Here is a 26,978-nt window from a genome sequence, read left to right as displayed (position 1 = left end):
GAACGGGCGACCCGGGCGCCCTCCGGCCGAGCACCGCTCCGGTCAGCGGCGGCCGTCCAGCACCGAGCGCAGGACGCCGATCCGGTTGGAGGTGATGGACGCGACCCCGGTGTCGCGCAGCCGGCGCATGGTGCGGCGCAGGTCGGCGGTCCAGGTGGAGACGGCGAGCCCCCGCTCCGCCGCGGCGGCCGTGAACTCGGGGGTGACCAGGCCGAACGGCGGGTTGAGGTAGCGCGGGCGCAGGTCGTCCAGCAGGGCGCGCACCGGCATCCGGGGCTGCTTCCAGGTGAGCGCGATCTCGGCGTCCGGGCTCAGTTCGCGCACCGCGAGCATGGCGGCGGTGGGGCCGCAGAAGGCGACCGCCGCCTCGGCGCCGAGCCCGGTGACGACCGACCAGGCGGCGGCGGCCGGGCCCGCGTCGTCCAGGTCGATCAGCAGCCGGCGGCCCTCGACGGCCGTCACCGCCTTGACCGCCTCGGCCAGGGTGGGGACGGCGAGCGGCCCCTGCCGCAGCTCCTCCAGCTGGTCGGCGGTGACCCGGTCGATCGACCGCGCGTCGCCCCAGAGCCGCTCCAGGGTGCGGTCGTGCAGCAGGACGGGCACCCGGTCGCGGGTGAGCTGGACGTCCACCTCGACGGCGTCGGCCCCGGCGGCGAGCGCGGACTCGACGGAGGGCAGGGTGTTCTCGCGGAAGCGGTACGGGTCGCCCCGATGGGCGACGGCCAGCGGCTTGGCGGCGAGCGGCTTGGCGGCGGCGTTCATCGGATCCTTCCGGCGAGCCAGGGGGTGAGGCTGTGGACGCCGATGTCCTCGCGGTGGCTCGGCTCCCCGGGGACGGTGACGATCAGCGTGGTGGACGGCGGGAAGGTGCGCGCCTTGACGTGCACCAGGTCGGACCAGACGGCGTTCAGGAAGCCGGGGACGCGGTCGCGGTCGACGTCGAAGGCGATGCCCTCGACGGTCACGGCGACCTCGTCGTGGGTGAACAGCCGGACGGTGACGGCGGGGCGGCCGTCGAACTCCAGCAGCGCCTCGTGCGGGATGGCGTCCAGTTCCCCGAGCGAGCCGCCCGAGCCGCCCGAGCCGCCCGGACCGTCCGGGCCGACCAGCCCGGCGAAGGTCCGGTCGCGGCCGATGTCGTGCTGGGCGCGGACGGTGCGGCCGTGCCGGGCGGCCACGGCCTCGATCGCGAGCACGGCGCTCTGGGTGGTCGGCAGGTGCGGGGGTGGCATCCGGGCGCCTCTCGGTTCGTTCCGGGACTCGTACGAAGGGGGTTGCAGGGGGCTGCGGAGGGATCCGCGGGGATCCACCGGGCCGGCTAGCGGCGTTCGATCATCACATTGGTGGACTTGATGACCGCCGTGGCGGGCGCACCGGGGACCAGGTTGAGCTCCACCGCCGAGTCCCGGCTGATCAGGGACACCACCCGGAACGGCCCGGCCTGGATCTCCACCTGCGCGGCCACGTCGCCCAGCACCACGTCGGTGACGATCCCCGGGAAGCGGTTGCGCGCCGAGGACGGCCGGCCCTCCGCCTCGGCGTTCTCCGGCCGGGCCAACTCCCGGGCGAAGGCGGCGAGTTCGGCACCCGGGATGATCCGGTGCCCGTGCTCGTCCCGCGCGGCGGCGACCCGCCCGGCGTCCACCCAGCGCCGCATGGTGTCGGCGCTGACGCCGAGCAGCGCCGCGGCCTCGCCGATGCGGTACGGGTTGGCCGGCACCTCGGGCTGGCCCATGTGCGTCTCCTGACGGTGGTTCGGGTTCTCGGGGCGGGCGCCCCCGCGCCATCCTGCCGTACCGGCGGTACGGACGATCATGTGAGGGCCGCCCCATGGCATACCTTATGGCTCGCCGAAGAGGTCGCGCCGTGCCGCGTCCCCGGCGGTGAGCACCGCCCCGGCGAGCACCGCGCCGCCGCCCGCCGCACCGGCCCGCACCTCGGTGCTCAGCGGGGAGAGCAGCGCCAGCCGCCGCTCGACCCGGCCGGCCAGCTCCGGCCCGCCGGCCCGGCCTATCTCGCCGCCGAGCACCACGCAGCCGGGGTCCAGCACCACGCAGACGCCCGCCGCGCCGATCGCGATCCGCTCGGCCAGCTCGTCCAGGAAGCCCCCGCCCGCCTCGCCGGCCGCGAGGGCGGCCCGGACGGCGGCCTCGGCGGCGGGGGCGTCCCCGGCCGGGTCGGCGGGCAGCCCGTGGGCTCGGGCCAGCGCGCAGATCGCGGCGCTGCCGACCAGGCCGTGGAAGCCGCCCTCGCAGCTGTCGGCGCTGGGCAGGCCGACGGTGCCGGGGACGGGCAGGAAGCAGATCTCGCCGGTGCCGCCGGAGAAGCCCCGGCGCAGCCGCCCGTCCAGGATCACGGCGGCGCCGACGCTGTGGCCCAGCCAGAGCAGGACGAAGGTGTCGCGGTCGCGCGCGGCGCCGACCCGGTACTCGGCCCGCCCGGCGAGGTTGACCTCGTTCTCCAGGATCACCTCGGTACCGGGCAGCTCCCGCAGCGCGGCGAGGAGTTCGGCGTGCCAGGCGGGGAGCTTGCCGGTGCTCTGCAGCCGCCCGGTGGCCGGGTCGACCAGCCCGGGGGCGCCGACCGCGACGGTGTGCAGCCGGTCGACGCCGGCGCCGCGCGCGGTCTCCAGCAGGGTGGCGACGATCTCCCCGGCGGTGTCCGGCCCGCCGTCGCCCTCGACCGGGACCTCGGCGGTGGCCAGGCTGCGCCCGGCCAGGTCGGCGACGACCAGGCTGACGCCGCCGGAGCGGACGTCGAAGGCGGCGAGGTGGGCCCGGGAGGCGACCAGCGCGTAGAGCCGGGCGTTGGGGCCGCGCCGCTGTTCCCCGCGCTCGCCGACGACGGCCACCAGGCCGGTGCGCTGGAGCCGTTCGAGCAGGTCGGCGACGGTCGGCCGGGACAGGCCGGTGAGGCCGCGCAGCTCGGTCGCGGTCAGCGGACCCTGTTCGAGCAGGAGGTTGAGTGCCAGCCGGTCGTTGATCGCCCGGGCGGTGCTCGGCGTAGCCGTACGCGCGATGGTCATGGCGGATCATCCTTCCAGAGTGTTTCTATCAGGGTCCCTTCCTGATAGTTTATCGACCGTCACAGGGCACTGTCGCGCCCCACACCGCGCGACCGGGAGGGAACACCCCATGAACGGGACCACCGCGCCACCACCGCCACCACCGGAACCGCTGAGCGCACCCCGCCGGGCCCGGGCCAGCATCGCCCTGGTCTTCTGCGTGCACGGGGCCGTCAGCGGCAGCTTCGTCACCCGCATCCCGTGGCTCCAGGACCGCCTCGACCTCTCCACCGGCCAGCTCGGCCTGGCCCTGGTCATGCCCGCCATCGGCTCCTCCCTCGCCATGCCGCTGGCCGGCCGCTTCGTGCACCGCTACGGCGGCCGGGCCGCGGTGCGCGGGCTGATCTCGCTCTGGTGCCTGGCCCTCGCCCTGCCCGCGCTCGCCCCCTCGCTGCCGGTGCTGTGCGCGGCCCTGCTGGTGTACGGCGCCGCGGCCGGGATGGCGGACGTCGCGATGAACGCCCAGGGCGTGGAGATCGAGGAGCGGCTCGGCCGCTCGATCATGTCCGGACTGCACGGGATGTGGAGCGCGGGCGGCCTGCTGGCCTCCGCCTTCGGCATCCTCGCCGCCCACCTGGACCTCGACGCCCGGCTCCAACTGGCCGTCACCGCGCTGGTCCTGCTCGCCCTCGCCCAGCCGGTCTGCCGCGGCCTGCCCGACATCCGGGCGCACGAGGGCGCGGAGGAGCCGCCGCGGTTCGCGCTGCCGCCGCGCAGCTCGCTGGTGATCGGGCTGGTCGGCTTCTGCGCGGTCTTCGCCGAAGGCGCCTCGATGGACTGGAGCGGCGTCTACCTGCGGGACGTCACCGGCGCCTCGGCCACCGTCGCCGCCGCCTCGTACACCGCCTTCTCGCTCACCATGGCGGTCAGCCGGCTCGCCGGGGACGCGGCGATCCGCCGGCTCGGCGCCGTCCGCACCACCCGCGTCGGCGGCGCCGTGGCCACCGTCGGCGGCCTGCTGGTGGTCGCCGCCGACAGCCCGGCGCTGGCCATCCCCGGGTTCGCCCTCCTCGGCATCGGCATCGCGGTGATCGTCCCGCTCGCCTTCGCCGCGGCCGGCCGGATCGGCAGCAACCCCAGCCAGGCCATCGCGGGCGTCGCCACCGTCACCTACACCTCCGGCCTGATCGCTCCCGCGGTCATCGGCGCCCTCGCCCAGGCCACCTCGCTGACCGTCTCCTTCGGACTGGTCACCGCGCTCGCCTTCGCCCTGCTGCTGAGCGCCGGGGCGCTGCGGCTGGCCGAACGGAATTCCGGCGGCGAGAACGTGACCGCAACGTCACCGGAAAAGCCTTCCGGAAAAGATCTCTCCACGATATGATGATGAATTCCTGAGGGAATTCCCCGCTAAAGTCTCGAACCGCCGGGCGCGCCGCGTCCGGCGGTTTTCGTGCTCCGCGAGAGGGATTCCCCGTGTGCTACGACCCGGACGCCGCCCCGCCCGCCCCCGGTCCCGCCCCGTGGCCGCTGGCCGAGGCCGCCCCACTGACCCTGACCTCGGCCGACGGCACCCGGTTCGGCGCCTTCCTGGCCCGCCCGGAAGTCGCCACCGGAGTCGGCGTACTCGTCCTGCCGGACAACAGGGGCCTTTCCCCGTTCTACCGGCAGACCGCCGCCCGGCTCGCCGAACAGGGCCACCCGGCGCTCGTCCTCGACTATTACGGCCGCACCGCCGGAGCCTTCCCAGAAAAGCGCCCGGCGGAATTCGGCGAACTGCCGGACCTGCTCCCCCACCTGCTCGCGCTCACCCCCGAGGGATTGGACGCCGACATCACCGCAGCGCTGGAACGGCTGCGCGCCGCCGGGCCCGCCGAGGTGGTCGCGCTCGGCTTCTGTTTCGGCGGCCGGCAGGCCTTCCGGACCGCCGCGCCGCGCTTCGGCCTGGCCGGCGCGGTCGGCTTCTACGGCTACCCGGACACCCTCCACGGCGCCCCGGGGCCGACCCAGCTCGCGGCGGAGCTGACCGCCCCGGTCCTCGCCCTCTGGGGCGGCGCGGACGAGCACATCCCGGCCGCCGCCGTCGAGGCCTTCGACGCCGCGCTCACCGCGGCCGGCTGCCCGCACACCTTCGTCACCTATCCGGGGGCGCCGCACAACTTCTTCGAGCTCGCCGCGGTCGACCACGCCGACGCGGCCCGGGACGCTTGGCAGCGCCTGCTGGGCTTCCTCGCCCGGCCGCGCTGAACCCTGATCCCGGCCCCCGCCCCAGGCCTTGGACCGGGGCGTGGACGGCGGCGGGGCCGGGGCCCGGGACCGGTTAGGCTCGGGCGGTGTTCGAGCCCGATGCCGTTCCCGTCCCGCCCCTCGCACCGCAGGTGCCCGCCGTCGCGCCGCGTTCCCCGTGGTGGCGGTTCGCCCTGCTGGTCGCGGTGCTCGCGGCGGCGGCCGGCTCGCTCCTGCTGTGGAGCCCGACGGAGCTGCTGTCCGGCGGGCTGGCGGACCGGATGCCGGGCTACTGGTTCGGCCCGCTGTTCGCCCTGGTCTACGCGGTGGGGACGCTCGCCTTCGTGCCCCGGCCGGCCCTGAACGCCGCGGCCGGGCTGCTGCTCGGCATCCAGCAGGGCGTGCTGCTGGCGGTGCTCGGCACCACGGTCGGCGCCGCCCTGGCCTTCGTGCTCGGCCGGGGCCTCGGCCGCGAGGCGCTCCGCCCGTACCTGCGCGGGAAGGTGCTCGGGGCGCTGGACCGGCGGTTCACCGAACAGGGCTTCCGCAGCGTGCTGGTGCTGCGGCTGCTGCCCGGCATGCCGTTCCAGGCGGCCAACTACGGCGCGGCCTTCTCCGGGGTCCGCTTCCTGCCCTTCGTGCTCGCCACCGCGATCGGCGTGGTGCCGACCACGGCGGTGTACGTCACGGCGGCGGCCAGCGCGGGCCGGCCGGGCTCGGCGGCCTTCCTGCTGTCGGCGGGGGTGATCGCGCTGCTGGTGCTGGGCAGCGTGGTGGGCCTGTGGCGGGCGGCCCGGACCCGCCGCCGGGCGACGGCCGGCTGAACCCGGCCCGTCCGTCCGATCCGACTCCCCCAGCCCGGCCCACCAGGACAAAATCGTTCGCGCCGGTGCGCCGCCGGAGGCCAGGATGGCGCGCATGACTGCACCGGACCCGCGGGTGGACCCGCCGATGACGGCCGACGAGGCCGCCACCCTGCACGCCTTCCTCGACTACCACCGCCACACCCTCGCGCTGAAGACCGAGGGCCTGACGGACGACCAGCTGCGGCTGCGCTCCGTCCCGCCGTCCAACCTCTCGCTGCTGGGCCTGGTCCGGCACATGGCCGAGGTGGAGCAGTACTGGTTCCAGTCCGTCCTGCTCGGCCAGGAGAACGCCGAGGGGCACTTCTGGACCAAGGAGAACGAGGACGGCGACTTCGACGACGTCGACACCGCCGACGTCGCGGCCGACTTCGCCGTCTGGCGCGCCGAGGTCGAGGCCGCCCGCAGCGCCGCCGCCGGCCTGCCGCTGGAGACCGTCGGCAAGAAGCCGCGCCGCGGTCAGCCCGTGACGCTGCGCTGGATCCTCACCCACATGATCGAGGAGTACGCCCGACACAACGGCCACGCGGATCTTCTGCGCGAATTGATCGACGGATCGACCGGCGAGTGACCCTGCGGGTGACACCGCGGGTGAAATCGTTTCCGCATTGTTGACAGAAGGTCAATTACGCCGTGACCGCGACCGATAAGGTCAACGCGCGCAACCGTACGGCGCTGCGCCGCGTCAGTGGGAGTGCCCGGGTTCGCCCGGGTTTCCGGCGCGGCACGACTCGTACGGGGGTTGCGAGCGGGCACGGGACCGGTGAACAGTGCGATACTCGGACAGTTCCGACGAGTGGATGACGTGTCAAGAACGGCACGCACCCCCGGGGGACCAGGACGGGACGAGGCAGGGAGGCGCGGCATGGGAGCACTTCGCGACGAGCACCACAACGGGTGGCTGATGCCCTCGGGGAACTACCCGGCCGCGGTGTACGACGACGAGTGGGTCGATCAGGAGACGGTTCCGGCCGCCCCCGCGCCCACGAAGATCGTCTCCCTGCGGCCGACGGGCTTCGAGGCGGCCCGGACGGTCGGTGAGCACATCCGGGCGAGCATCCCGGTGGTCATGGACCTCACCGAGATGTCGGAGGCCGAGGCCAAGCGCATGGTCGACTTCGCCTCCGGGCTGATCTTCGGCACCCGGGGCGGCATCGAGCGGATCGCCCGGAGGGTCTTCCTGCTCACCCCGGCCGACGTCGAGGTCATGGTGATCGACCGCCCGATGGACGACACCGGCTTCTACAACCAGAGCTGAGCCGCCGCCCCGCGAGGGCTCACAGGCACCCCGGAACCGGGGACGGTACACCCACCGTCCCCGGTTTTTTGCTGCCCGAGCACCGAGAGCCCGCGCATCACCTGAGAGCTCGAACAAAAGAATGAGACATCGGTGTCTCATATGAACTAGACTCGGTCCATGGCCACCGACCGCGACACCGTCCTCGAAGCCGCCGTCGGCGTGCTCTCCCGCCGCCCGACCGCCCACCTGGACGAGATCGCGCGCGCCGCCGGCATCAGCCGCGCCACGCTGCACCGGCTCTTCCCGGGGCGCGACGCGCTGATCCGCGAGGTCGGCCTGCTCGGGCTGCGCCGGTTCGCCGCCGCGCTGGACACCGCCGAGGTCGAAGAGGGCGACGCCGAGGCCGCGCTGCGCCGCCTGGTGGACGCCTCCGTCCCGGACGCCATGCTCTGCGCCTTCCTGGCCGGCGAGAACCAGCTCTACGAGAACGACGACATCAACGACCTCTGGGAGGTCCAAATCGCCCGGCTGCACGCGCTCTTCCTGCGCGGCCAGCAGCAGGGCGTGTTCCGCATCGAGCTGAGCGCCGCCTGGCTGAGCGAGGCCTTCTTCGACCTGGTGGCCGGCGTCGGCTGGTCCATCCAGGACGGCCGGCTCGCCCCGCGCGACGCCGCCTTCTCGCTCGCCGAGCTGTTCCTCGGCGGCGCGCTGCGCAGACCGGACGCGCGGACGCCCGTCCCTGCCGCCCAAAGCGCCACCCCCAGCACCGTCGACCGCAGCACCGCTGCCGTCACCACCCCCATCCACAGCACCGCCGACCACAGGCCGGACACCGATACACCATGAACACCCTGACCGCCCGCCAGCGCTGGACCGGCCTCGCCGTCCTCGTCCTGGCCGTGACCGTGGTCGCCCTGGACGCGACCGTCCTCTCCCTCGCCATCCCGTCCATCAGCGAGACGCTGCGCCCCAGCGGCACCCAGCTGCTCTGGATCGGCGACTCCTACTCCTTCGTGCTGGCCGGCCTGCTGGTCAGCATGGGCGCCCTGAGCGACCGGATCGGCCGCAAGAAGCTGCTGCTGGCCGGCTCCGCCGCGTTCGGCGCCGCCTCGCTGCTGGCCGCCTACGCGCCGAGCGCCGGCTGGCTGATCGTGGCCCGCGCCCTGCTCGGCGTGGCCGGGGCGACGATCATGCCCTCCACGCTCTCGCTGATCCGCGGCCTCTTCCCGGACGACCGGGAGCGGGCCACCGCGATCGGCATCTGGGGCGCGGCCGCCACCGCCGGGGCCGCCCTCGGGCCGGTGGTCGGCGGGGTGCTGCTGGAGCACTTCTGGTGGGGTTCGGTGTTCCTGCTGAACATCCCGGTGCTGATCCTGCTGCTGGTGTTCGGCGCCTGGCTGCTGCCGGAGTCCAAGGACCCGAAGCCGGGCCGCTGGGACGTGCTGAGCGTCGTCCTGTCGATGGCCGGCGTGATCGGCGCGGTGTACGCGGTCAAGGAGGCCGCCGCGCACGGCGTGGACCGCTGGGACGTGCCGGTCGCCTTCGTCCTGGGCACCGCCGCGCTGTTCGTGTTCGTCCGCCGCCAGCTGCGGCTGGAGACCCCGCTGCTCGACGTCCGGCTGTTCCGCGACCGCCGGTTCACCGCGGCCGTGTCGGCCTCGCTGATCTCCCTGATCGGGCTCTCCGGCGTGATCTTCGTGGTCTCGCAGTACCTCCAGCTGGTCCGCGGCTACCAGCCGCTCCAGGCGGGCCTGGCCGAACTGCCGGCCTTCGCGGGATCGGTGGTCGGCGGCCTGCTGACCGCCCTGATCGCCCGCCGCTACGGTGCCCGCAAGGCGCTGACGGCCTGTCTGCTGGCGATGGGTCTGGGCGTGGGCGCGCTCGGCTGGCTGGAGCAGGACACCACCTACCTGCTGCTGGCCGCCTCCTTCCTGCTGGTCGGGACGGCCGAGGGCGTGGTCTACACGCTCGGCGCCGACCTGGTGCTGAACGCCGCGCCCGCCGACAAGGCCGGCGCCGCCTCGGCGGTCTCGGAGACGGCGTACGAGCTGGGCACCGCGCTCGGCATCGCGCTGGTGGGCTCGGTGGTCGGCTCGATCTACGCGAACGGGCTGGCGGTCCCGGCCGGGACGGACCCGGCGGCCGCCGCCCGGGCCGGCGAATCGCTGGGCTCGGCCGTCGAGACGGCGCAGGGCCTGTCCCCGGAGCTCGCCCAGCCGCTGCTGGCGAGCGCCCGGGAGTCCTTCGTCCACGGCATGAACAGCGCCGGGCTGCTGGCCGCCGCGCTGCTGGTCGGCGCGGCCGTGATGGCCTGGCGGCTGCTGCGCGGGCTGTCCGAGCCGACGGCCGGGGCGGAGACGGGCGCCGGGACCGGCCCGGAGGGCGCCGTCGACGTGTCGGCCGCGCAGCCGAGCGTCAAGGCGTAACAGCGCACCGAGAACGGCCGTTCCCCCCGGGGGAACGGCCGTTCTCGTGTACGGAACCACCGTTCCTTACGGGACCTACGAGACCCCGAACGGCAGCTCCAGCTCGGCCCAGACCACCTTGCCGTCCCGGGTGAGCCGGCTGCCCCAGCGCTGGGCCAGCTCGCTGACCAGGAACATCCCGCGCCCGCCCTCGTCCTGCTCGGCGAACGGGCGCAGCTGCGGGGTCTGGCCGCCGGCGTCGGCGACCTCCAGGGTGAGCACCCGGTCGCGGAACAGCCGCAGCCGGCGCGGGGCGTCGGCGTGCAGCAGGGCGTTCGTGACCAGCTCGCTGACCAGCAGCTCGGCGTAGTCGGTGAGCGCGGCCAGGCCCCAGGCCTCCAGGGTGGCGCGGGTGAAGCGGCGGGCCCTGCCGGGCAGCCGGCCGCCGCCGGACAGCGGCAGGGTGGCGACCCGGTCGGCGGGCAGCGGCAGCACCCGGGCCATGATCATCGCGATGTCGTCCTCGGTGCCGTCGGTGACCAGCGCCGCGAGGACGGCGTCGCAGTTCTCCTCCAGGGTCCGGCCGGGGCCGGAGAGGGTGCTGGCGAGCCGGTCGATCCCGGCGTCCAGGTCCTCGCCGCGCCGCTCGACCAGGCCGTCGGTGTAGAGCGTGACCATGCCGCCCTCGGGGATGGTGAACTCGATCGACTCGAAGGCCACCCCGCCGACGCCCAGCGGCACCCCGGGCGGCACGTCCACCCGGGCGGCGGTGCCGTCGGGGGCGACCCGGACCGGCGGCAGGTGCCCGGCCGAGGCGACCTGGACGGTGCGCTCCAGCGGGTCGTACACCGCGCAGATGCAGGTGGCGAACTGGCCCTCGCCGATTCCCGAGGCGGTCTCGTCCAGCCGGGTGAGGACCTGCTCGGGCGGCATGTCGAGGGTGGCGAGGGTCCGGGCGACGGTGCGCAGCTGGCCCATCGTGGCGGCGGCCCGGATGCCGTGGCCCATCACGTCGCCGACCACCAGGGCGACTCTCCCGCAGGACAGCGGCACCACGTCGAACCAGTCGCCGCCGACCTCGCTGACCACGCTGCTGGGCAGGTAGCGGTAGGCGATCTCCAGGCCGAGGGTGCGGTGCACCTCCTGCGGCAGCAGGCTGCGCTGGAGGGTGAGGGCGGTCTCCCGCTCGCGGCGGTAGAGCCGGGCGTTGTCGAGGGCCAGCGCGGTGCGGGCGACCAGTTCCTCGGCGAGGGCGACGTCGGCGGCGGTGAACGGCTCGGGGTTGCGCATCCGAATGAACTCGGAGCCGCCGAGCACCATGCCCCGGGCGGTGATCGGCACCATCAGGTACGAGTGGATGCCCGCCGCCATCCCGGGGGCCACCCGCTCCTCGCTGGAGACCAGCCCGCGCAGCACGTCCTCGTCCACGTGGGTGCGCAGCAGCGGCTTCCCGGCGCGCAGGCACTGGGTGTAGCTGCGGTCGGGGGCGTACTCGGAGGTCTCGCCGACCACGTCCACGGCGTGCGCGAGGCCGCTCTCGTAGGACTCCCCGACGGCGACGGCGCGGAGCGTGACGTTCCGGTCGGAGGGGATCGCGGTGGGCTCGGCGCCGCGCAGCACCGGCTCCAGCAGGTCGACGGTGGCGAAGTCGGCGAACCGGGGGACGACGGCCTCGATCAGTTCCTCGGCGGTGCGCTGGAGGTCGAGGGTGGTGCCGATCCGGGCGGTCGCCTCGGCGATGGTGGCGAGCCGTTCCTGGGCCCGGGCGGCGCGGGCCTCGGCCTGGAAGCGCTCGGTGACGTCGATGATCGAGGAACAGACCCCGAAGATCCGGCCGGTGGAGTCCTCGAGCCGGAAGTAGGAGGCGGACCAGGCGCGGTCCCGGCGGGGGTCGCCGGGGACCCGGCCGTGCGAGCGGGCGTCGACGACGGGCTTGCCGGTCTTGAGCACCTGGCGCATGATCTGCTCGATCTCGGCGCTGTTGATGCCGGGCAGGACGGCGGATATCCGGCGGCCGAGGTGGGCGGCGACGGGCACCCCGTTCATCCGGGCGAGTGCCTCGTTGATCCGGATGTAGCGCAGTCCGGTGTCGTAGACGGCCATGCCGATCGGCGAGCGGCCGAAGATGCCGTCCAGGACCGCGAGGTCGGCCTCGACGGCGTGCAGGGCGCGGGTGTCGGAGGCGGTGGCGAGCAGCAGCAGGGTGCCGGCCGGGCCGGCTATCGGGTAGGTGCGGAACTCCAGCTCGACCTTGTGGCCGTCGCGGTGGCGCACCGGGAAGACGCCGGACCAGCCGCTGCCGGTCATGATCCGCTGGAAGAGGCCGAGCACCTCGGAGCGGTCGGAGCCGTCGGTGAGCAGCTGGGCGGCGTAGCTGCCGACGGCCTCCTCGGCGGAGTAGCCGAGCAGGGCCTCGGCGTCCTCGCTCCAGTGCAGGATCAGTCCGTCGTCCTGGAGCAGCGCCGTCGCGAGCGGGACGAGCCGGTGGCCTTCGGGGTTCGCGCCCTCGGGACGTACCGGGGCACGGCCCGGTGCCGGGTCGGCGGCGGTCGCGTCCCACTCGTGTCCGTGCATGATCAGGCAGCACCCCGGTTCGGCTCGTGCCCGGCCGGGTGGGCCTCGCGGTCGGTGCCGGCCGGGATTCTTCTCCAGACTGCACGGACATCGGCCGCCCGGCGACCCCTTTGGTCAGGGGGCGTCCGGTCGCTCCGGGTGTACGGGCGTCATGGGCGTACCGGCCGCAGCGTACTCTCCAGAACGCCCGCCCACTGCCGGATCACGCCGGAACGTCGGTGGCTGTCGTCGGTGAGCAGGTTGGCGAGGCCCAGTCCGCGGGCGAGGTCCAGCGTGGCCTGCACGGATTCGCGCACCCCGGGGCGGCTCTCGTCGGCGTCCAGGAACTCGACGGCGGCCCGGTGGGCCTCCCGGCCGACGTGGCCCTCCAGGGCGATGATCCGCTCGCGCAGCGCCTCCTCGGTGGCGGCGGCGGTCCACAGGTGCAGGGCGGCGCGGAACAGCGGGCCGGTGTAGAGCCGCACGATCATGTCGACCACGGCCCCGGTGCGGTCGGGGCCGGCGGTCGGCAGCTCGTCCGCGTGGGCGCGGACGGCTGCCAGCCGCTCGGCGGTGACGTGCTCGACGGCCGCGGTGAAGAGGTCCTCGCGGGTCGGGAAGTGGTGCTGGGCCGCGCCCCGGGAGACCCCGGCCCGTTCGGCGACGACGGTGACGGTGGAGCCGTGCCAGCCGAGCTCGGCCAGGCAGTCCACGGCCGCCGCGAGCAGCCGGGCCCTGGTCGCTCGGCTGCGGTCCTGCTGCGGGGTGCGGGCGGCGGGGTGGCTGGTCATGGCGGCGGGCGGTTCCTGTTCCGGTCGGGGCGCGGCGGGTGCCGGTCGGGGCGCGGCGGGACGATCCTCACAGACGCGCCCCGGTCCCCGGCCGCCGGGGCTGCCCCGGCCGGTCAGCGGGCGGCGGCGCGCCCGGCCTCGCGGGCGCGCAGTTCGCGGCGCAGGATCTTGCCGGCCGCGGACTTGGGGACGGTGTCGACGAACTCCACCAGGCGGACCTTCTTGTACGGGGCGACCTGTCCGGCGACGTACCCGGTGACCTCCTCGGCGGTCAGGGTGCTGCCCGGGGCGCGGACCACGAAGGCCTTGGGGCACTCGGTGCCCTCGGCGTCCGGGACGCCGATCACGGCGGCGTCGGTGATCTGCGGGTGGCCGAGCAGGACGGCCTCCAGTTCGGCGGGGGCGACCTGGTAGCCCTTGTACTTGATCAGCTCCTTGACCCGGTCGACGATGTACAGGTAGCCGCGCTCGTCCACGAAGCCGACGTCGCCGGTGTGCAGCCAGCCCTCGGCGTCGACCACCGCGGCGGTCTCGGAGGGGCGGCCGAAGTAGCCCTTCATCACCTGCGGGCCGCGGATCAGCAGCTCGCCGGGCTCGCCGGGCCCGAGGTCGCCGTCGGAGCCGTCCAGGGCGGTGATCCGCAGCTCGGTGGAGGGGACCATCCGGCCGACCGAGCCGGGCGAGGGGTCGCCCTCGCGCGGGGAGACGACGTGGGTGACCGGGGAGAGCTCGGTCATGCCGTAGCCCTGGAGCAGGTGCGGCAGGCCCAGGCGCCGGGCGCAGGCGTCGGCGAGTTCGTGGTCGAGCGGGGCGGCGGCGCACAGCAGGTACTCGACCGAGGAGAGGTCGTACTGCTCGACGACGGGGTGCCGGGCCAGCGCGAGGGCGATCGGCGGGGCCACCACCAGGGCCTGCACCCGGTGCTCCTGGACGGTGCGGCAGAACTGCTCCAGGTCGAAGCGGGGCAGCACGACCACGGTGGCGCCGCAGCGCAGCGGCTGGTTGAGCAGCGCGGCCAGTCCGTAGATGTGGAAGAACGGCAGGACGGCGAGCACCCGTTCGCCCTCGGCGGGGCGGTAGAGGGCGTCGCACTGGGAGAGGTTGGTGGCGATCGAGCGGTGGGTGAGCATCACGCCCTTGGGCAGGCCGGTGGTGCCGCTGGAGTACGGCAGTACGGCGATGTCCTCGCCCGGGTCGATGGCGACCTCGGGGGCGGGGCCGGTGGCGGCCAGCAGGTCGGCGAGCGAGCGGTGGCCCTCGGCGCCGTCCAGGACGACGGTCTCGGCCAGCGGGCGGCCCTGTTCGGCGAGGAGTTCGGCGGCCGCACGGGCGGTCGGCAGGAAGCGGGAGACGGTGACGAGCCAGCGGGCGCCGCTGTCGCGCAGCTGGCCGGCGAGGTCGGCGGGGGTGGCGAAGGACGAGACGGTGGTGACGGTGGCGCCGGCCCTGGTCGCGCCGTAGTAGGCCATCGGGTAGGCGGTCGAGTTGGGGCTGAAGAGGGCGACGACGTCGCCGCGGCGGACGCCTGTCTCGGCCAGTCCGGCGGCCACCCGCTCGACGGCGTCGGCGAGTTGGGCGTAGCTGGTGGTCTCGCCGGTGACGCCGTCGATCAGGGCCGGGCGGTCGCCGTACTTCGCCGCGGCGCCGAGCACCGCCTCGTGGATCGGCAGGTCGACCACGGCAACGTCGGGGAACTCGCTTCGGAACACCAAGGTGGGCCTCCAGTATGGAAGTTGACGTAGCAACAAAACCGGCTAGCAGTTCCGTGCGGGGCGCGTTCAGGAGCATACGGACAGTAGGGGGCCTGGCTCGGCCATTGTGGGGAACCCGTAATGGACCATCCGTGGCACGGTCGCTCCCGGGGGGCGCCCGACCGGAGGGCGCGCACCACGGCCGCCCGCCTCCGGGAGCGGCCCCGCCCGCGGAACTCCCCGCTGTGGGGCCCCTGTCCGGCCCCGTCCCGCTCCTGCCGCGCCCGGTGGCGACGGCTACGTCAAGGCCTGCGCCGGCACCACCCTGGCGGGCGACACCGAACGGGTGGCCGACCGGGGTGGCGTGTGCGGCGGCGGCTGCTCAGGACCACCGGCGGCGGCCGCTCAGTACGACTTCGGCAGCCCGAGGGTGTGCTGGGCGACGTAGTTGAGCACCATCTCGCGGCTGACCGGGGCGACCCGGCCGACCCGGGTGGCGGTCAGCAGCGCGCCCAGCCCGTACTCCTGGGTCAGGCCGTTGCCGCCGAGGGTCTGCACCGCCTGGTCCACCGTCCGGGCGGCGGCCTCCCCCGCCGCGTACTTGGCCATGTTGGCGGCCTCCCCGGCGGCGAGGTCCTCGCCCGCGTCGTAGAGCAGCCCGGCCTTCTGGGTCATCAGCCGGGCCAGTTCGATCTCCACCGCGCACTGGGCCAGCGGGTGGGCCAGGCCCTGGTGGGCACCGATCGGGGTGGACCAGACGGTGCGGGTCTTCGCGTACTCGACGGCCTTGCCGAGGGCCTGGCGGGCGAGGCCGAGCGAGAAGGCGGCGGTGAGGACGCGCTCGGGGTTGAGACCGGCGAACAGCTGGAGCAGGCCCGCGTTCTCGTCGCCGACCAGGGCGTCGGCGGGCAGCCGGACGTCGTCCAGGAAGACCTGGAACTGCTTCTCCGGGGCGACGAGTTCCATCGGGATCGCCCGGTACTCGAAGCCGGGGGTGTCGCGCGGGACGACGAACAGGCAGGGCTTCAGCTTCCCCGTCCGTGCGTCCTCGGTGCGGGCCACGAACAGCACCGCGTCGGAGTGGTCGATGCCGGAGACGAAGACCTTGCGGCCGGTCAGCAGCCAGTCCTCGCCGTCCCGGCGGGCGACGGTGGATATCCGGTGCGAGTTCGAGCCGGCGTCCGGTTCGGTGATGCCGAAGGCCATCCTGCGGCTGCCGTCGGCCAGGCCGGGCAGCCAGCGCCGCTGCTGCTCCGGGGTGCCGTAGCGGGCGATCACGGTGCCGCAGATCGCCGGGGAGACGATCAGCATCAGCAGCGGGCAGCCGGCGGCGCCGAGCTCCTCCAGGACGATGGCGAGGTCGGTGATGCCGCCGCCCCCGCCGCCGTACTCGGCGGGCAGGTTGACGCCGAGGTAGCCGGCCTTGCCGGCCTCCGCCCACAGTTCGTCGGCGGGCTCGCCGGCCCGGGCCTTGGCGAGGTAGTAGGCGGAGCCGTAGCGGCGGCCGAGGTCGCCGACGGCCCGGCGCAGGGTCTGGCGTTCGGGGGTCTCCAGGAGCTGACTGCCGATGGACATGCGGGGTCCTTCCTCAGGCTTCGGTGGGCCGGACGACGGCCAGCAGGGTGCCGGTTTCGACCTGCCGGCCGGGGGTGGCGCGCAGTTCGACGAGGGTGCCGTCGACCGGGGCGACGACGCGGTGCTCCATCTTCATCGCCTCCAGCACCAGCAGCGGCCGGCCGGCGGTGACGGTGTCCCCGACGGCGGCGGCGACCCGGACGACGGTGCCGGGCATCGGGGCGAGCAGCGCGCCGGGGTCGGTGCGGACGACGGGTTCGGGGAAGCGCGGCAGGGCGGTGAGCGCGGTGCCGCCGGCCGGGGTGTCGACGTGCACCCGGTCGCCGTACCGGGCGACGCGGTAGGTGCGGCGCAGCCCGCCCTCTGACAGCACGACCCGGTCCGGCGCGGCCTCGACGAGCTCGACGTCCGGGTGGTCCTCGGCCAGCAGGCCGGTGCGGGTGAGCCGGTAGCGGACGGCCGCCTCGGTGCCGTCCTCGGCCCGGTAGCGCTTGAGCTGCGGCTGGGAGGGCAGGTTGCGCCAGCCGGAGGGCAGCGCGCCGCGGCGGCCGGCGGCGTCGGCGAGGGCGGCGGCCAGCGCGGCGCGGTCGACGCCCTTGGTGTCCGGGGCGGTGAGGTCGGCGGCGTGCTCGGCCAGGAAGCCGGTGTGCAGGTCCGCGGCCAGGAAGGCCGGGTGGCGCAGCGCCCGGACCAGCAGCTCCCGGTTGGTGGCCGGGCCGTGGACGCGGGCGCGGGCGAGCGCGTCGGCGAGCCGGCGGGCGGCGGCCGCGCGGGTGGGCCCCCAGGCGATCACCTTGGCGAGCATCGCGTCGTAGTGCGGGGTGATCTCGCTGCCGGACTCCACGCCGGAGTCCAGCCGGAGGCCGGTGCCGGAGCCCGCTCCGGCACACGTGAACTCCTGGTACGGGAGCGTCAGTTCGAACCGGTGGAGGGTGCCGGTGGCCGGCTGCCAGTCCTTGGCCGGGTCCTCGGCGTAGAGCCGGGCCTCGATCGCGTGGCCGGCGGGGGCCGGGGGGTCGGGCGGCAGCTCGGCGCCCTCGGCGACGGCGAGTTGCAGGGCCACCAGGTCCAGGCCGGTGACGGCCTCGGTGACCGGGTGTTCGACCTGGAGGCGGGTGTTCATCTCCAGGAAGAAGAACCGGCCGTCCCCGGCGAGCAGGAACTCGGCGGTGCCGGCGCCCGTGTAGCCGATCGCCCGGGCCGCGGCGCGGGCCGCCGCGTGCAGTTCGGCGCGGACCTCCGGCGGCAGGCCGGGGGCCGGGGCCTCCTCGATCACCTTCTGGTGCCGCCGCTGAAGCGAGCAGTCCCGGTCGCCGACCGCCCAGACGGTGCCGTGGGCGTCGGCCAGCAGCTGGACCTCGACGTGCCGCCCGGCGGGCAGGTAGCGCTCGCAGAACACCTCGTCCGAGCCGAAGGCCTTGGCCGCCTCCGCGCGGGCGGCGGCCAGTTCGCCGGGGAGCTCGGCCAGGCTCCGGACGACCCGCATGCCGCGCCCGCCGCCGCCGGCCGCGGCCTTGACCAGCAGCGGCAGGTCGGCCTCGGCGGGCTCGGTGAGCGCGCCCAGCACCGGCACCCCGGCCTGGGCCATCAGCCGTTTGGCGGCGGTCTTGGAGCCCATCGCGGCGATCGCGGCGGGCGGCGGGCCGACCCAGACCAGGCCCGCGTCCAGCACGGCCCGCGCGAAGTCGGCGTTCTCGGAGAGGAATCCGTACCCGGGGTGGACGGCGTCGGCCCCGGCGGCGAGCGCGGCGCGGACGAGCAGGTCGGCGCGGAGGTAGGTGTCGGCGGGCGCGGCGCCGGGCAGCCGGACGGCGGCGTCGGCCTCGCGCACGTGCGGGGCGCCGGCGTCCGGGTCGGAGTGGACGGCGGTGGTCGCGATGCCGAGTTCCCGGCAGGTCCGGAAGACCCGGCGGGCGATCTCGCCCCGGTTGGCGACCAGCAGGTTGGTGATCATCGTCTGGGGTCCCTCACATCCGGAAGACGCCGTAGCCACGGGCGCCCTCGACCGGGGCGTTGTGGATCGCGGACAGGCAGAGGCCGAGCACCGTACGGGTGTCACGCGGGTCGATGACGCCGTCGTCGTAGAGCCGGCCGGACAGGAACACCGGCAGGGACTCGGCCTCGATCTGCTGCTCGACCATCGCCCGGATCGCCGCGTCCGCGTCCTCGTCGTACGGCCGGCCCTTCGCCGCGGCCGACTGCCGGGCGACGATCGACAGCACCCCGGCGAGCTGCTGCGGGCCCATCACGGCGGACTTGGCGCTCGGCCAGGAGAAGAGGAAGCGCGGTTCGTACGCCCGGCCGCACATGCCGTAGTGGCCGGCCCCGTAGGAGGCGCCCATCAGCACGGACAGGTGCGGGACGGTGGAGTTGGCCACGGCGTTGATCATCATCGCGCCGTGCTTGATGATGCCGCCCTGCTCGTAGTCCTTGCCGACCATGTAGCCGGTGGTGTTGTGCAGGAACAGCAGCGGGGTGTTCCGCCGGTTCGCCAGCTGGATGAACTGGGCGGCCTTCTGGGACTCCTGGCTGAACAGCACGCCCTGGGCGTTGGCCAGGACGCCGACCGGGTAGCCGTGCAGGCGGGCCCAGCCGGTGGCCAGGCTGGTGCCGTAGAGCGGCTTGAACTCGTCGAAGTCGGAGCCGTCGACGATCCGGGCGATCACCTCGCGCGGGTCGAAGGGCACCTTGAGGTCGCCCGGGACGATGCCCAGCAGCTCCTCCTCGTCGTACCTGGGCGGCTCGGCGCCCCGGTCCGGGCCGGGGCCGGGCTTGCGGTGGTCGAGCCGGGCGACGATCCGGCGGGCGATCCGCAGCGCGTCCGCCTCGTCCGCCGCGACGTGGTCGGCCAGCCCGGAGATCCGGGCGTGCATCTCGGCGCCGCCGAGCGACTCGTCGTCGGCCTCCTCGCCGGTGGCCATCCGCACCAGCGGCGGGCCGCCGAGGAAGACCTTGGCGCGCTCCTTGACCAGCACGGTGTGGTCGGACATGCCGGGCACGTAGGCGCCGCCGGCCGTCGAGTTGCCGAACACCACGGCCACGGTGGGGATTCCGGCGGCGGAGAGTCGGGTGAGGTCGCGGAACAGGGCGCCGCCGGGGATGAAGATCTCCTTCTGGCTGGGCAGGTCGGCGCCGCCGGACTCGACCAGGTTGACCAGCGGGAGGCGGTTCTCCAGCGCGATCTCGTTGGCCCGCAGGGCCTTGCGCAGGGTCCAGGGGTTGCTGGCGCCGCCGCGCACCGTCGGGTCGTTGGCGGTGATCACGCACTCGACGCCCTCGACCACCCCGATGCCGGTGACCAGGGCCGCGCCCACCGGGTAGTCGCTCCCCCAGGCGGCCAGCGGGGACAGCTCCAGGAACGGGGAGTCCGGGTCGACCAGCAGCTCGATCCGCTCGCGGGCCAGCAGCTTGCCGCGCCCGCGGTGGCGCTCCACGTACCGGGGGCCGCCGCCCGCCAGCGCCTTGGCGTGCTCGGCGTCGAGCTCGGCGAGCTTGGCGACCATCGCGGCGCGGTGCCCGGCGTACTCGGGCCCGGCCGGGTCGACGCGGGTGGGCAGCACGGTCACAGCAGGACCTCCGGGATGTCGAGGTGGCGGGCGCGCAGCCACTCCCCGAGGGCCTTGGCCTGCGGGTCGAAGCGGTGCCGGGCGGCGACGCCCTCGCCGAGCAGGCCGGTGAGGGTGAAGTTGACCGCCCGCAGGTTCGGCAGCAGGTGCCGGGTGACGGGCAACTCCTCGGTCTCGGGCAGCAGTTCGCGCAGCTTCTCCACGGTGAGGACGTGCGCCAGCCAGCGCCAGCCGTCCTCGGAGCGGGCCCAGACGCCGAGGTTGGCGTCCCCGCCCTTGTCGCCGCTGCGGGCGCCGACCACCAGGCCGAGCGGGGCCCGCCGGGTCGGGCCCTCGGGGAGCGGTTCGGGCAACTCGGCTTCGGGCCGGTCGGGTTGGGCCGTGTGGCCGGTGACGGGCGCCGGCGGTACGGCGATCCGGCGGCCGTCCGGCAGGACGGCGGTGTGCTCGACGGCCTTCGGGTCGACGGACACGGCGCTGAACACCCCGTACGGCGTGCCCGGTCCGGGCGGGGCGGTGAGGTGGAAGCCCGGGTACCCGGACAGCCCCGATTCGACGGCGGCCTTGCCTAGTTGGCGCCCGACCTTGACCGGGTCCTGGTCCCGGGCGGTCAGCCGCAGCAGCGCGGAGGCGGTCTCCTCGGTGGCGGCGTCCGGGTGGTCGGTGCGGACGAGGGTCCAGCGCAGCTCGGCGGGACGGGCGGCGGGCGGCAGCGCGTCGGCGAACTGCCGCCGCACCAGGGCGGCCTTGGCCTCGATGTCCAGGCCGGTGAGGACGTACACCACCTCGTTGAGGTGGCCGCCGAGCCGGTTGAGGCCCGCCTTCAGGGTGGGCGGCGGGGCCTCGCCGCGCACGCCGTCAATCCGGACCCGGTCCGGCCCCTCCTCGGTGAGCCGCACGGTGTCCAGCCGGGCCGTGACGTCCGGGCCGAGGTAGCGCGGTCCGCCGGTCTCGTACAGGAGTTGGGCGGTGACGGTGCCGGTGGTGACGGCGCCGCCGGTTCCCGGGTGCTTGGTGATCACGCTGGAGCCGTCGGCGCGCAGTTCGGCCAGCGGGAAGCCGGGGCGGGTCACGTCGTGCTCGTGGAAGAAGGCGTAGTTGCCGCCGGTCGCCTGGGCGCCGCACTCCAGGACGTGCCCGGCCACCACGGCGCCGGCCAGGGCGTCCAGGTCCTCCGGGGTCCAGCCGAAGCGGGCGATCCCGGGGCCGACGACCAGCGCCGCGTCCGTCACCCGGCCGGTCACCACCACGTCGGCGCCGCCGCTCAGGCAGGCGGCGATGCCGAACCCGCCGAGGTAGGCGTTGGCGGCCAACAGGCCTTCCGGCAGGCCGAGTTCGTCCCGGCGCGGGAGCAGGTCGTCGCCCTCGACATGGGCGACGGCCACCTCGACGCCGAGCCGCCGGGCCAGCGCGCGCAGCTCCTCGGCGAGCCGGGCCGGGTTGAGGCCGCCCGCGTTGACCACGATCTTCACGTCGCGCTCGCGGGCCAGGCCGAGGCACTCCTCCATCTGGCGCAGGAAGGTCCGGGCGTAGCCCAGCGACGGGTCCTTCAGCCGGTCCCGGGCGAGGATCAGCATGGTCAGCTCGGCCAGGTAGTCCCCGGTGAGCACGTCCAGCGGCCCGCCGGTGAGCATCTCCCGCACCGCGGCGAAGCGGTCCCCGTAGAACCCCGAGGCGTTGCCGATCCGCAGTACCGCGCCGTCGCGCACCAATGCGCCTCCCCTGCCGGTGAGTTGGGCGCACCCTTCGACGGGCGCCACCGCCAGCAGCGTGGCACCGCCCGCAGAAAAAAGCAATCACGCTTGCTTGTTTTCTGCGATCCGGTGTACCCCGCCCACGCCGCACCCCGGTGTCCGTCCCGCGCCGGGCGCGCCCGCGGCGGCGGCGCGGGCGCGGGCGCCGGCGCCGGGGCGCGTCAGGCGGGCTGGACGATGATCGTGCAGAGGCGCTTGGTGGCCCTGGTCAGGGCCACGTACAGGTCCCGCTCCCCGCCGGGGCGGGCCGCGGTGATCTCCTCCGGGCCCACGACGAGGACCCCGTCGAACTCCAGGCCGCGCGCCTCGGAGGCCGGCACGACGCGCGCATGGTGGGCGATGCCCCGGGCCGTCAGCTCGCCCACCCTGGCGTCCGCGCAGACCACTCCCAGCAGCTCGCCCGGGTGCGCGGCGCTCTGGGCCCGGAGTTCCCGGAGGACGGCGGCGGCCAACCCGTCCGGGGGCGTGGTCACGGTGCGGGGGCTCTCACCGCCGCGCAGCGACCGGGTGGGCTTCTGCTCCGGGGCGATCCGCGCGAGCAGGCCCCGGACGCTCTCCAGGATCTCCTGCGTGGTGCGGTAGCTGACGGTCAGGTCGTGCAGCCTGAACCGCGGTCCGACGTGGGGGGCCAGCGCCTCCTTCCAGTCGCGCGCCGTCGCGACCGGGCCCGCCTGGGCGAAGTCGCCGACCAGCGTCATCGCCCGCGCCGGGCAGCGGCGGACGATCATCCGCCACTGCATGGCGGTCAGTTCCTGCGCCTCGTCGACGACGACGTGCCCGTACGTCCGCTCCGGGGGGCCGTCGACCAGGCTCGCCGCCTCGTCCAGCAGCGGCACGTCGGCGTCGGTCCACGGGGCGTCCGGACCGCGCAGCAGCAGGGACCGCTCCTGCCCGGTCAGGCGGGGCAGCTGCTCGGCGAGGGCGTCGGCGTCCGTCAGGAGCGCCCGCACGAGGTCGCCGGGTGCCAGCCGCGGCCACAGCGCCTCGACCGCCCGGTCGAGGCCGGCGTCGTCGAGGAGATCGGCCCGGAGGGCGTCCAGGTCCAGCTCGTGCGCCGGACCCGTGTCGGCCGCGCCCTCGCCGCGGTGCCGGCCGGCCCCCGTGAACCGGTCGAGGTCCAGGCCCGTCATCGCGACGGTGTCGGCGTCGATCTGCTCCAGGACGTCGCCCATGTCCCGTTGCATCGCGTCGGTGACGGCGTCGACCAGGAGTTCCTTGAACACCTGGCGCGCGGGGTTGTGCCCCGGTACGGCCGCCGCGGCGGCGTCGCGTGCCGTGGCGACCTCCTCGGCGGACAGGTGGACCGGCTCCCGCCCGACCCGCACGGTGAAGTCGCCGGCGGGGGCCTGGTAGGCGCGCAGCAGGCCGGCCAGGGCGTCGGCGAGCTCGGCGCCGCCCTTGAGCCGCGCCGTGTCGAACCGGTCCGCCGCGGCCGGCGACACTCCGGCCAGCTCCCGGCAGGTCGCCAGGACGACGTCGTTCTCGCCGAGCGAGGGGAGGACCTGGGAGATGTAGTCGAGGAACCGGGCGTTCGGGCCCACCACCAGGACGCCCTCCTCCGCGGCGCGCGGGAACGCGTACAGGACGTAGGCCGCCCGGTGCAGGGCGACCACCGTCTTGCCGGTGCCGGGCCCGCCCTGCACCACGGTCACCCCGCGGTGGGCGGAGCGGACCACCTCGTCCTGCTCGGCCTGCAGCGTGGCGACGGCCGCCTCCATCCGGCCCGTGCGCCGGGCCGACAGCGCCTCGGTCAGCGGGCCGTCCCCCACGACGTCCTCGTCCGTCGGGGCGCTGCCGTCCAGCAGCTCGTCGCTCACCGAGACGACCGTGCGCTCGTCCAGGCGCAGGTGCCGGCGCCGCCGCAGGCCCATCGGGTGGACCGGCGTCGCCTCGTAGAACGGCCGCGCCGCGTTCGCACGCCAGTCCACCAGCAGCGGCAGGTCGTCCTCCTCCCGGTGCAGTCCGATCCGCCCGATGCGCAGGGCCGTGCCGTCCGCCCAGTCGATCCGCCCGAATACCAGGCCCTTTTCGGCGCCCTCCAGCCGGCCGATTTCCCTGGCCAGCCGATCGGCGGCGATTTCCCTCTCGTACGCCTCACCGGCGCTTTCCGCCGGGGCCTTCAGCAGACCCGCCCGGTGCATTCGCGCCTCGGAAAGCCGCTCGGTGAGGAATTCATACAGAGAGGACACATAATCCCGCTCCGACGCAACCGCGCGCACAACGGGATCATTCGTATTCGACACGGGGGACTCCTTCGATTCGAGCCACACCATACGGTCAAAGCCCCCCGAAGGTAAGTCTTGACTTACCTGGTGAAGCCATGGCCTTACCGCCGATTCCAGGACGGCCGACCGTGCGGCGCATTACGCATTCCGCATATCGCCGATTTGCGTTCCCGATGCCCGTATGCCTTATCGGCGGGCCCGCCCCGGACGCCGGTGATGGTGTGCCGCACCCGGGAAAAGGGGGGAAGATCCGGCGAGGCCGCCAGCACCGAATCCCACGGACGGGCCGCGGCCCCGTTGACGGCCGCGCCGTACCCCTCTACAACGGAGCACAGGCCCCGGAGACGGTGGACCGTGCCCCGGCACGGCCCGCCCGGGGCACCCCGAGAGATCCTGAGGAGCAACACCATGGCTCCAGATCCAGACGTCAGCCGCTGCCCGGTGCTGGACATGACCGCCCGGGACCCGCACCGACAGAACGCCGAGCTCCGCTCCGCCGGACCCGCCGTGCGGGTCGAACTCCCCGGCGGCATCATCGCCTGGTCCGTCACCCGCAGCTCGGTGATCCGCGCCCTCACCGGCGATCCGCGGATCTCCCGCGACCCGCGCAGGCACTGGCCCGGCCTGGCCTCGGTGCCCGAGGGCTGGCCGATGGGGCCGATCGCGTTCCAGCAGAACTTCTTCAACCTCTACGGCGGCGAACACCGCTCGGCCCGGCGCCGGATGGCGCCCTCGTTCGCGCCCCGCCGGGTGTCCGCGCTGCGGCCCGGCATCGAGAAGACCACCGCCGCCCTGGTCGGCGCGTTCCGTACGCTCGGCCCCGGCGAGGCCGTGGACCTGCGCCACGCCCTCTCGCGCCCGCTGACCATGACGGTGATCTGCGACCTCTTCGGCGTCCCCGCCGACATGCGGCCGCCCATCGGCACGGCGATGGACACCCTGCTGACGACGACGGCCACGAACGAGCAGATGACGCGCTCCCGCGCGGAGATCAACGTGGTGCTGACCGAGCTGCTGGCGCTCAAGCGGCGCGACCCCGGCCCGGACCTCGCCAGCGACGTGGCGGCCGTCGACACCGGCGACGGGACGGGCCGCAGCGAGGAGGAGTCCCGCGACATCCTCTTCCTGATGCTCGGCGCCGGGTACGAGACCGCGGTCAACCTCATCACCAGCGCCGTCCAGGCCCTCCTCGCCCACCCCCGCCACCTGGCCGAGGTCCGCGCGGGCACCCTCGACTGGGAAGCCGTCGTCGAGGAGACCCTGCGCTACGAGAGCCCGGCGATGCACCTCCCGCTCCGCTACCCGCTGGAGGACGTCGACCTGGGCGAGGGCGTGGTCATCCGGCGGGGCGAGCCGATCCTGCTCGGCTTCGGCGCGGCCGGCCGGGACCCGGAGGTCCACCCGGAGCGGCCGGACGACTTCGACCCGACGCGCCCCGACAAGGAGCACCTGGCCTTCGGCTACGGCCCGCACTTCTGCCTCGGCGCGCCACTCGCCCGACTGGAGACCGAGGTGGCCCTGGAGGGCCTGTTCGGCGCCTACCCCGACAGCGCCCTGGACCCGTCCCGTCCGGCGCCGGCCCGGCTGGAGTCCGCCATCATCAACGGCCCCGCCGAGCTCTGGGTCGTCCCGACGCCCGCCCTGGCCGCCGGGGTGTGACGGCCCGCCCCGGTGCCACCCGGGGGCGAGCAGCCCGGCCCGGCGGCCGCTGCGGCACGTCCGCGCCGGGCTGCCCCCTTGTTGCCGGTAGTCGTGCCCGTGACCTGCACACCGGCAAGTGTGCGGACCACAGGAGGTATGGGGGACAGGACCATTGACCCGGAGTCAGCGGCTCCGGAAGTATTCGCGACCATGACTACGCGCGTAAACGTTCTGTCGCGGTGGCTGGTCGCCCCGCTGCGGTGGGCGGCCCTGCTGTCGCTGCTGGTGTCGGTCGGAGTGTTCTTCGCCGGTGCCGGGGCGGCCGAGGCGGCGCCCGCCTGCGGGGTGCTCTCCACCGGTGCGGCGCCGCAGGCGACCGCCGCCGTCCGCTCCGCCTGCGGGCTGATCGGCACCCCGTATTCGTGGGGCGGCGGCCACGGCTCGCAGCCCGGCCCGACGTACGGCCTCTGCGACCCCGCCAACGGCGCCCCCAACGACTGCAACGTCCGCGGCCTGGACTGCTCCGGCATGGTCCGCTACGCCTACGACCTGGCGGTCGGCGACGACGTCATCAACGGCACCACCCGGACCCAGTGGCCGACCTCCCGCGCCGTCGCCCGCTACTACCGGGCGGACGGGACCGCACCGCTGCTCCCCGGCGACCTGGTGTACTTCGGCAACACCGCCTCCACCATCCACCACGTCGCGATGTACCTCGGGCAGGGCTGGATAGTCGAGGCCCCCTACTCCGGCGGCTACGTCCAGGTGGCGACGCTCTCCTCGCACGGCGACTACTACGGCGCCATCCGGCTGTACGGCCCCGGCTCCACCACCCCGCCGCCGACCACGCCCCCGTCGAACAGCGGCCAGTACTGGGTGGACACCCTCGCCAACGCGCCGGTGTACGGCTCCCCGACCTCCACCACCAGCACCGGGACGCTGTACCAGGGCACCAACTACGTCTACTGCAAGGCCTGGGGCCGCGAGGTCTCCAACGGCAGCGCCTTCAACCACTGGTGGCTGAAGACCGACCCGGACTCCGGCCCCGGCGGCCAGTGGGTGTCCGCGTTCTACCTGTCCCGCTGGGGCAACGACACCGCCAAGGACAACAACGGCACGACCATCCCCACCTGCCCCGGCGGCGGCACCCCGCCCGCCACCGGCAAGTACTGGGTGGACACCTTCGCGAGCGCGAGCGTCTACTCCTCGCCGACCTCCACCAACGCCACCGGGACGCTGAACCAGGGGACGAACTACGTCTACTGCAAGGCCTGGGGCCGCGAGGTCTCCAACGGCGGCAGCGTCAACCACTGGTGGCTGAAGACCGACGCCGACGGGGGCCCCGCCGGCCAGTGGGTCTCCGCGTTCTACCTGTCCCGCTGGGGCAACGACACCGCCAAGGACAACAACGGCACGACCATCCCCGACTGCTAGGAAGCCCCCTCCG

20 protein-coding genes and 1 pseudogene are annotated in these 26,978 nt (G+C 74.5%); 9 read left to right on the top strand and 12 right to left on the bottom strand.

Annotated elements, in window-relative coordinates; genetic code table 11:
• Positions 1-42: 42 nt before the first annotated feature.
• The 4 genes from ACLWS4_RS11930 to ACLWS4_RS11915 all read right to left on the bottom strand — a co-directional run bounded on the left by ACLWS4_RS11930 (position 43) and on the right by ACLWS4_RS11915 (position 3,025).
• Positions 43-762 carry a glycerophosphodiester phosphodiesterase gene (locus ACLWS4_RS11930; protein WP_416874067.1) on the bottom strand — a complete coding sequence of 240 codons (720 nt, stop codon included), beginning with the start codon at positions 760-762 and terminating at the stop codon, positions 43-45.
• Positions 759-1,232, bottom strand: a complete 474-nt coding sequence (locus tag ACLWS4_RS11925) for a hypothetical protein (RefSeq protein ID WP_416874066.1) — start codon at positions 1,230-1,232, stop codon at positions 759-761. Before ACLWS4_RS11925 ends, ACLWS4_RS11930 begins: the two co-directional genes overlap by 4 nt.
• Positions 1,233-1,318: 86 nt before the next feature.
• Entirely contained in the window at positions 1,319-1,735 is a 417-nt protein-coding gene (locus ACLWS4_RS11920) for a TOBE domain-containing protein (RefSeq protein WP_181970475.1), read from the bottom strand.
• A 105-nt stretch (positions 1,736-1,840) separates the two neighbouring features.
• Positions 1,841-3,025, bottom strand: a complete 1,185-nt coding sequence (locus ACLWS4_RS11915) for an ROK family transcriptional regulator (protein ID WP_416874065.1) — start codon at positions 3,023-3,025, stop codon at positions 1,841-1,843.
• Positions 3,026-3,134: 109 nt separating this feature from the next.
• On the opposite strand from ACLWS4_RS11915, the gene ACLWS4_RS11910 reads away from it, so the two are divergent.
• The 7 genes and pseudogenes from ACLWS4_RS11910 (at position 3,135) to ACLWS4_RS11880 (ending at position 9,756) form a co-directional block, all read left to right on the top strand.
• Positions 3,135-4,385 carry an MFS transporter gene (locus ACLWS4_RS11910; protein ID WP_416874064.1) on the top strand — a complete coding sequence of 417 codons (1,251 nt, stop codon included), beginning with the start codon at positions 3,135-3,137 and terminating at the stop codon, positions 4,383-4,385.
• A gap of 92 nt (positions 4,386-4,477) precedes the next feature.
• Entirely contained in the window at positions 4,478-5,248 is a 771-nt protein-coding gene (locus ACLWS4_RS11905) for a dienelactone hydrolase family protein (RefSeq protein WP_375873648.1), read from the top strand.
• A gap of 86 nt (positions 5,249-5,334) precedes the next feature.
• Positions 5,335-6,051 (top strand): TVP38/TMEM64 family protein, encoded by a 717-nt coding sequence (locus ACLWS4_RS11900; protein ID WP_259316442.1) that lies wholly within the window; start codon positions 5,335-5,337, stop codon positions 6,049-6,051.
• Positions 6,052-6,145: 94 nt separating this feature from the next.
• On the top strand, positions 6,146-6,661 hold the full coding sequence (locus tag ACLWS4_RS11895; protein ID WP_049655198.1) for a DinB family protein: 516 nt from the start codon (positions 6,146-6,148) through the stop codon (positions 6,659-6,661).
• Positions 6,662-6,955: 294 nt separating this feature from the next.
• Positions 6,956-7,348 carry a cell division protein SepF gene (locus ACLWS4_RS11890; RefSeq protein WP_053112231.1) on the top strand — a complete coding sequence of 131 codons (393 nt, stop codon included), beginning with the start codon at positions 6,956-6,958 and terminating at the stop codon, positions 7,346-7,348.
• Positions 7,349-7,507: 159 nt separating this feature from the next.
• Positions 7,508-8,044, top strand: a pseudogene (locus ACLWS4_RS11885) (TetR/AcrR family transcriptional regulator); the annotation flags it as partial.
• Between the two features lie 128 nt (positions 8,045-8,172).
• Positions 8,173-9,756 carry an MFS transporter gene (locus ACLWS4_RS11880; protein WP_380739562.1) on the top strand — a complete coding sequence of 528 codons (1,584 nt, stop codon included), beginning with the start codon at positions 8,173-8,175 and terminating at the stop codon, positions 9,754-9,756.
• Positions 9,757-9,831: 75 nt separating this feature from the next.
• Here ACLWS4_RS11880 and ACLWS4_RS11875 read toward each other — a convergent pair whose 3' ends face one another.
• The 8 genes from ACLWS4_RS11875 to ACLWS4_RS11840 form a co-directional block, all read right to left on the bottom strand.
• Entirely contained in the window at positions 9,832-12,309 is a 2,478-nt protein-coding gene (locus tag ACLWS4_RS11875; protein WP_416874063.1) for a SpoIIE family protein phosphatase, read from the bottom strand.
• A gap of 149 nt (positions 12,310-12,458) precedes the next feature.
• Positions 12,459-13,079, bottom strand: a complete 621-nt coding sequence (locus tag ACLWS4_RS11870; RefSeq protein ID WP_049655195.1) for a TetR/AcrR family transcriptional regulator — start codon at positions 13,077-13,079, stop codon at positions 12,459-12,461.
• Positions 13,080-13,192: 113 nt separating this feature from the next.
• Positions 13,193-14,791, bottom strand: a complete 1,599-nt coding sequence (locus tag ACLWS4_RS11865; protein WP_049659698.1) for a 4-coumarate--CoA ligase family protein — start codon at positions 14,789-14,791, stop codon at positions 13,193-13,195.
• Positions 14,792-15,175: 384 nt separating this feature from the next.
• Positions 15,176-16,345, bottom strand: a complete 1,170-nt coding sequence (locus tag ACLWS4_RS11860) for an acyl-CoA dehydrogenase family protein (protein WP_375873644.1) — start codon at positions 16,343-16,345, stop codon at positions 15,176-15,178.
• 13 nt (positions 16,346-16,358) lie between these two features.
• Positions 16,359-18,299 carry an acetyl/propionyl/methylcrotonyl-CoA carboxylase subunit alpha gene (locus tag ACLWS4_RS11855; RefSeq protein ID WP_416874062.1) on the bottom strand — a complete coding sequence of 647 codons (1,941 nt, stop codon included), beginning with the start codon at positions 18,297-18,299 and terminating at the stop codon, positions 16,359-16,361.
• Positions 18,300-18,312: 13 nt separating this feature from the next.
• Complete coding sequence (locus tag ACLWS4_RS11850; protein WP_416874061.1) at positions 18,313-19,911, bottom strand: acyl-CoA carboxylase subunit beta; 1,599 nt, start codon at positions 19,909-19,911, stop codon at positions 18,313-18,315.
• Positions 19,908-21,545 carry an acyclic terpene utilization AtuA family protein gene (locus tag ACLWS4_RS11845; protein WP_416874135.1) on the bottom strand — a complete coding sequence of 546 codons (1,638 nt, stop codon included), beginning with the start codon at positions 21,543-21,545 and terminating at the stop codon, positions 19,908-19,910. The genes ACLWS4_RS11850 and ACLWS4_RS11845 overlap by 4 nt, the downstream gene beginning before the upstream one ends.
• 281 nt (positions 21,546-21,826) lie before the next feature.
• The gene (locus ACLWS4_RS11840; RefSeq protein WP_416874060.1) at positions 21,827-23,854 is read right to left on the bottom strand and encodes a HelD family protein; all 2,028 of its coding nucleotides are present in this window, start codon (positions 23,852-23,854) and stop codon (positions 21,827-21,829) included.
• 444 nt (positions 23,855-24,298) lie between these two features.
• Here ACLWS4_RS11840 and ACLWS4_RS11835 point away from each other — a divergent pair, with 444 nt between their 5' ends.
• Entirely contained in the window at positions 24,299-25,549 is a 1,251-nt protein-coding gene (locus tag ACLWS4_RS11835; protein ID WP_416874059.1) for a cytochrome P450 family protein, read from the top strand.
• A gap of 192 nt (positions 25,550-25,741) precedes the next feature.
• Positions 25,742-26,965, top strand: coding sequence for a C40 family peptidase (locus tag ACLWS4_RS11830; protein ID WP_416874058.1), 1,224 nt, complete (start codon positions 25,742-25,744; stop codon positions 26,963-26,965).
• The last annotated feature ends 13 nt before the right edge of the window (positions 26,966-26,978 follow it).

It is taken from the genome of Kitasatospora sp. SC0581 (assembly GCF_048159585.1).
Taxonomy (GTDB): Bacteria; Actinomycetota; Actinomycetes; order Streptomycetales; family Streptomycetaceae; genus Kitasatospora.
The sequence above is the reverse complement of the archived record's forward strand: the minus strand, read 5'-3'. Positions and strand labels throughout refer to the sequence as shown.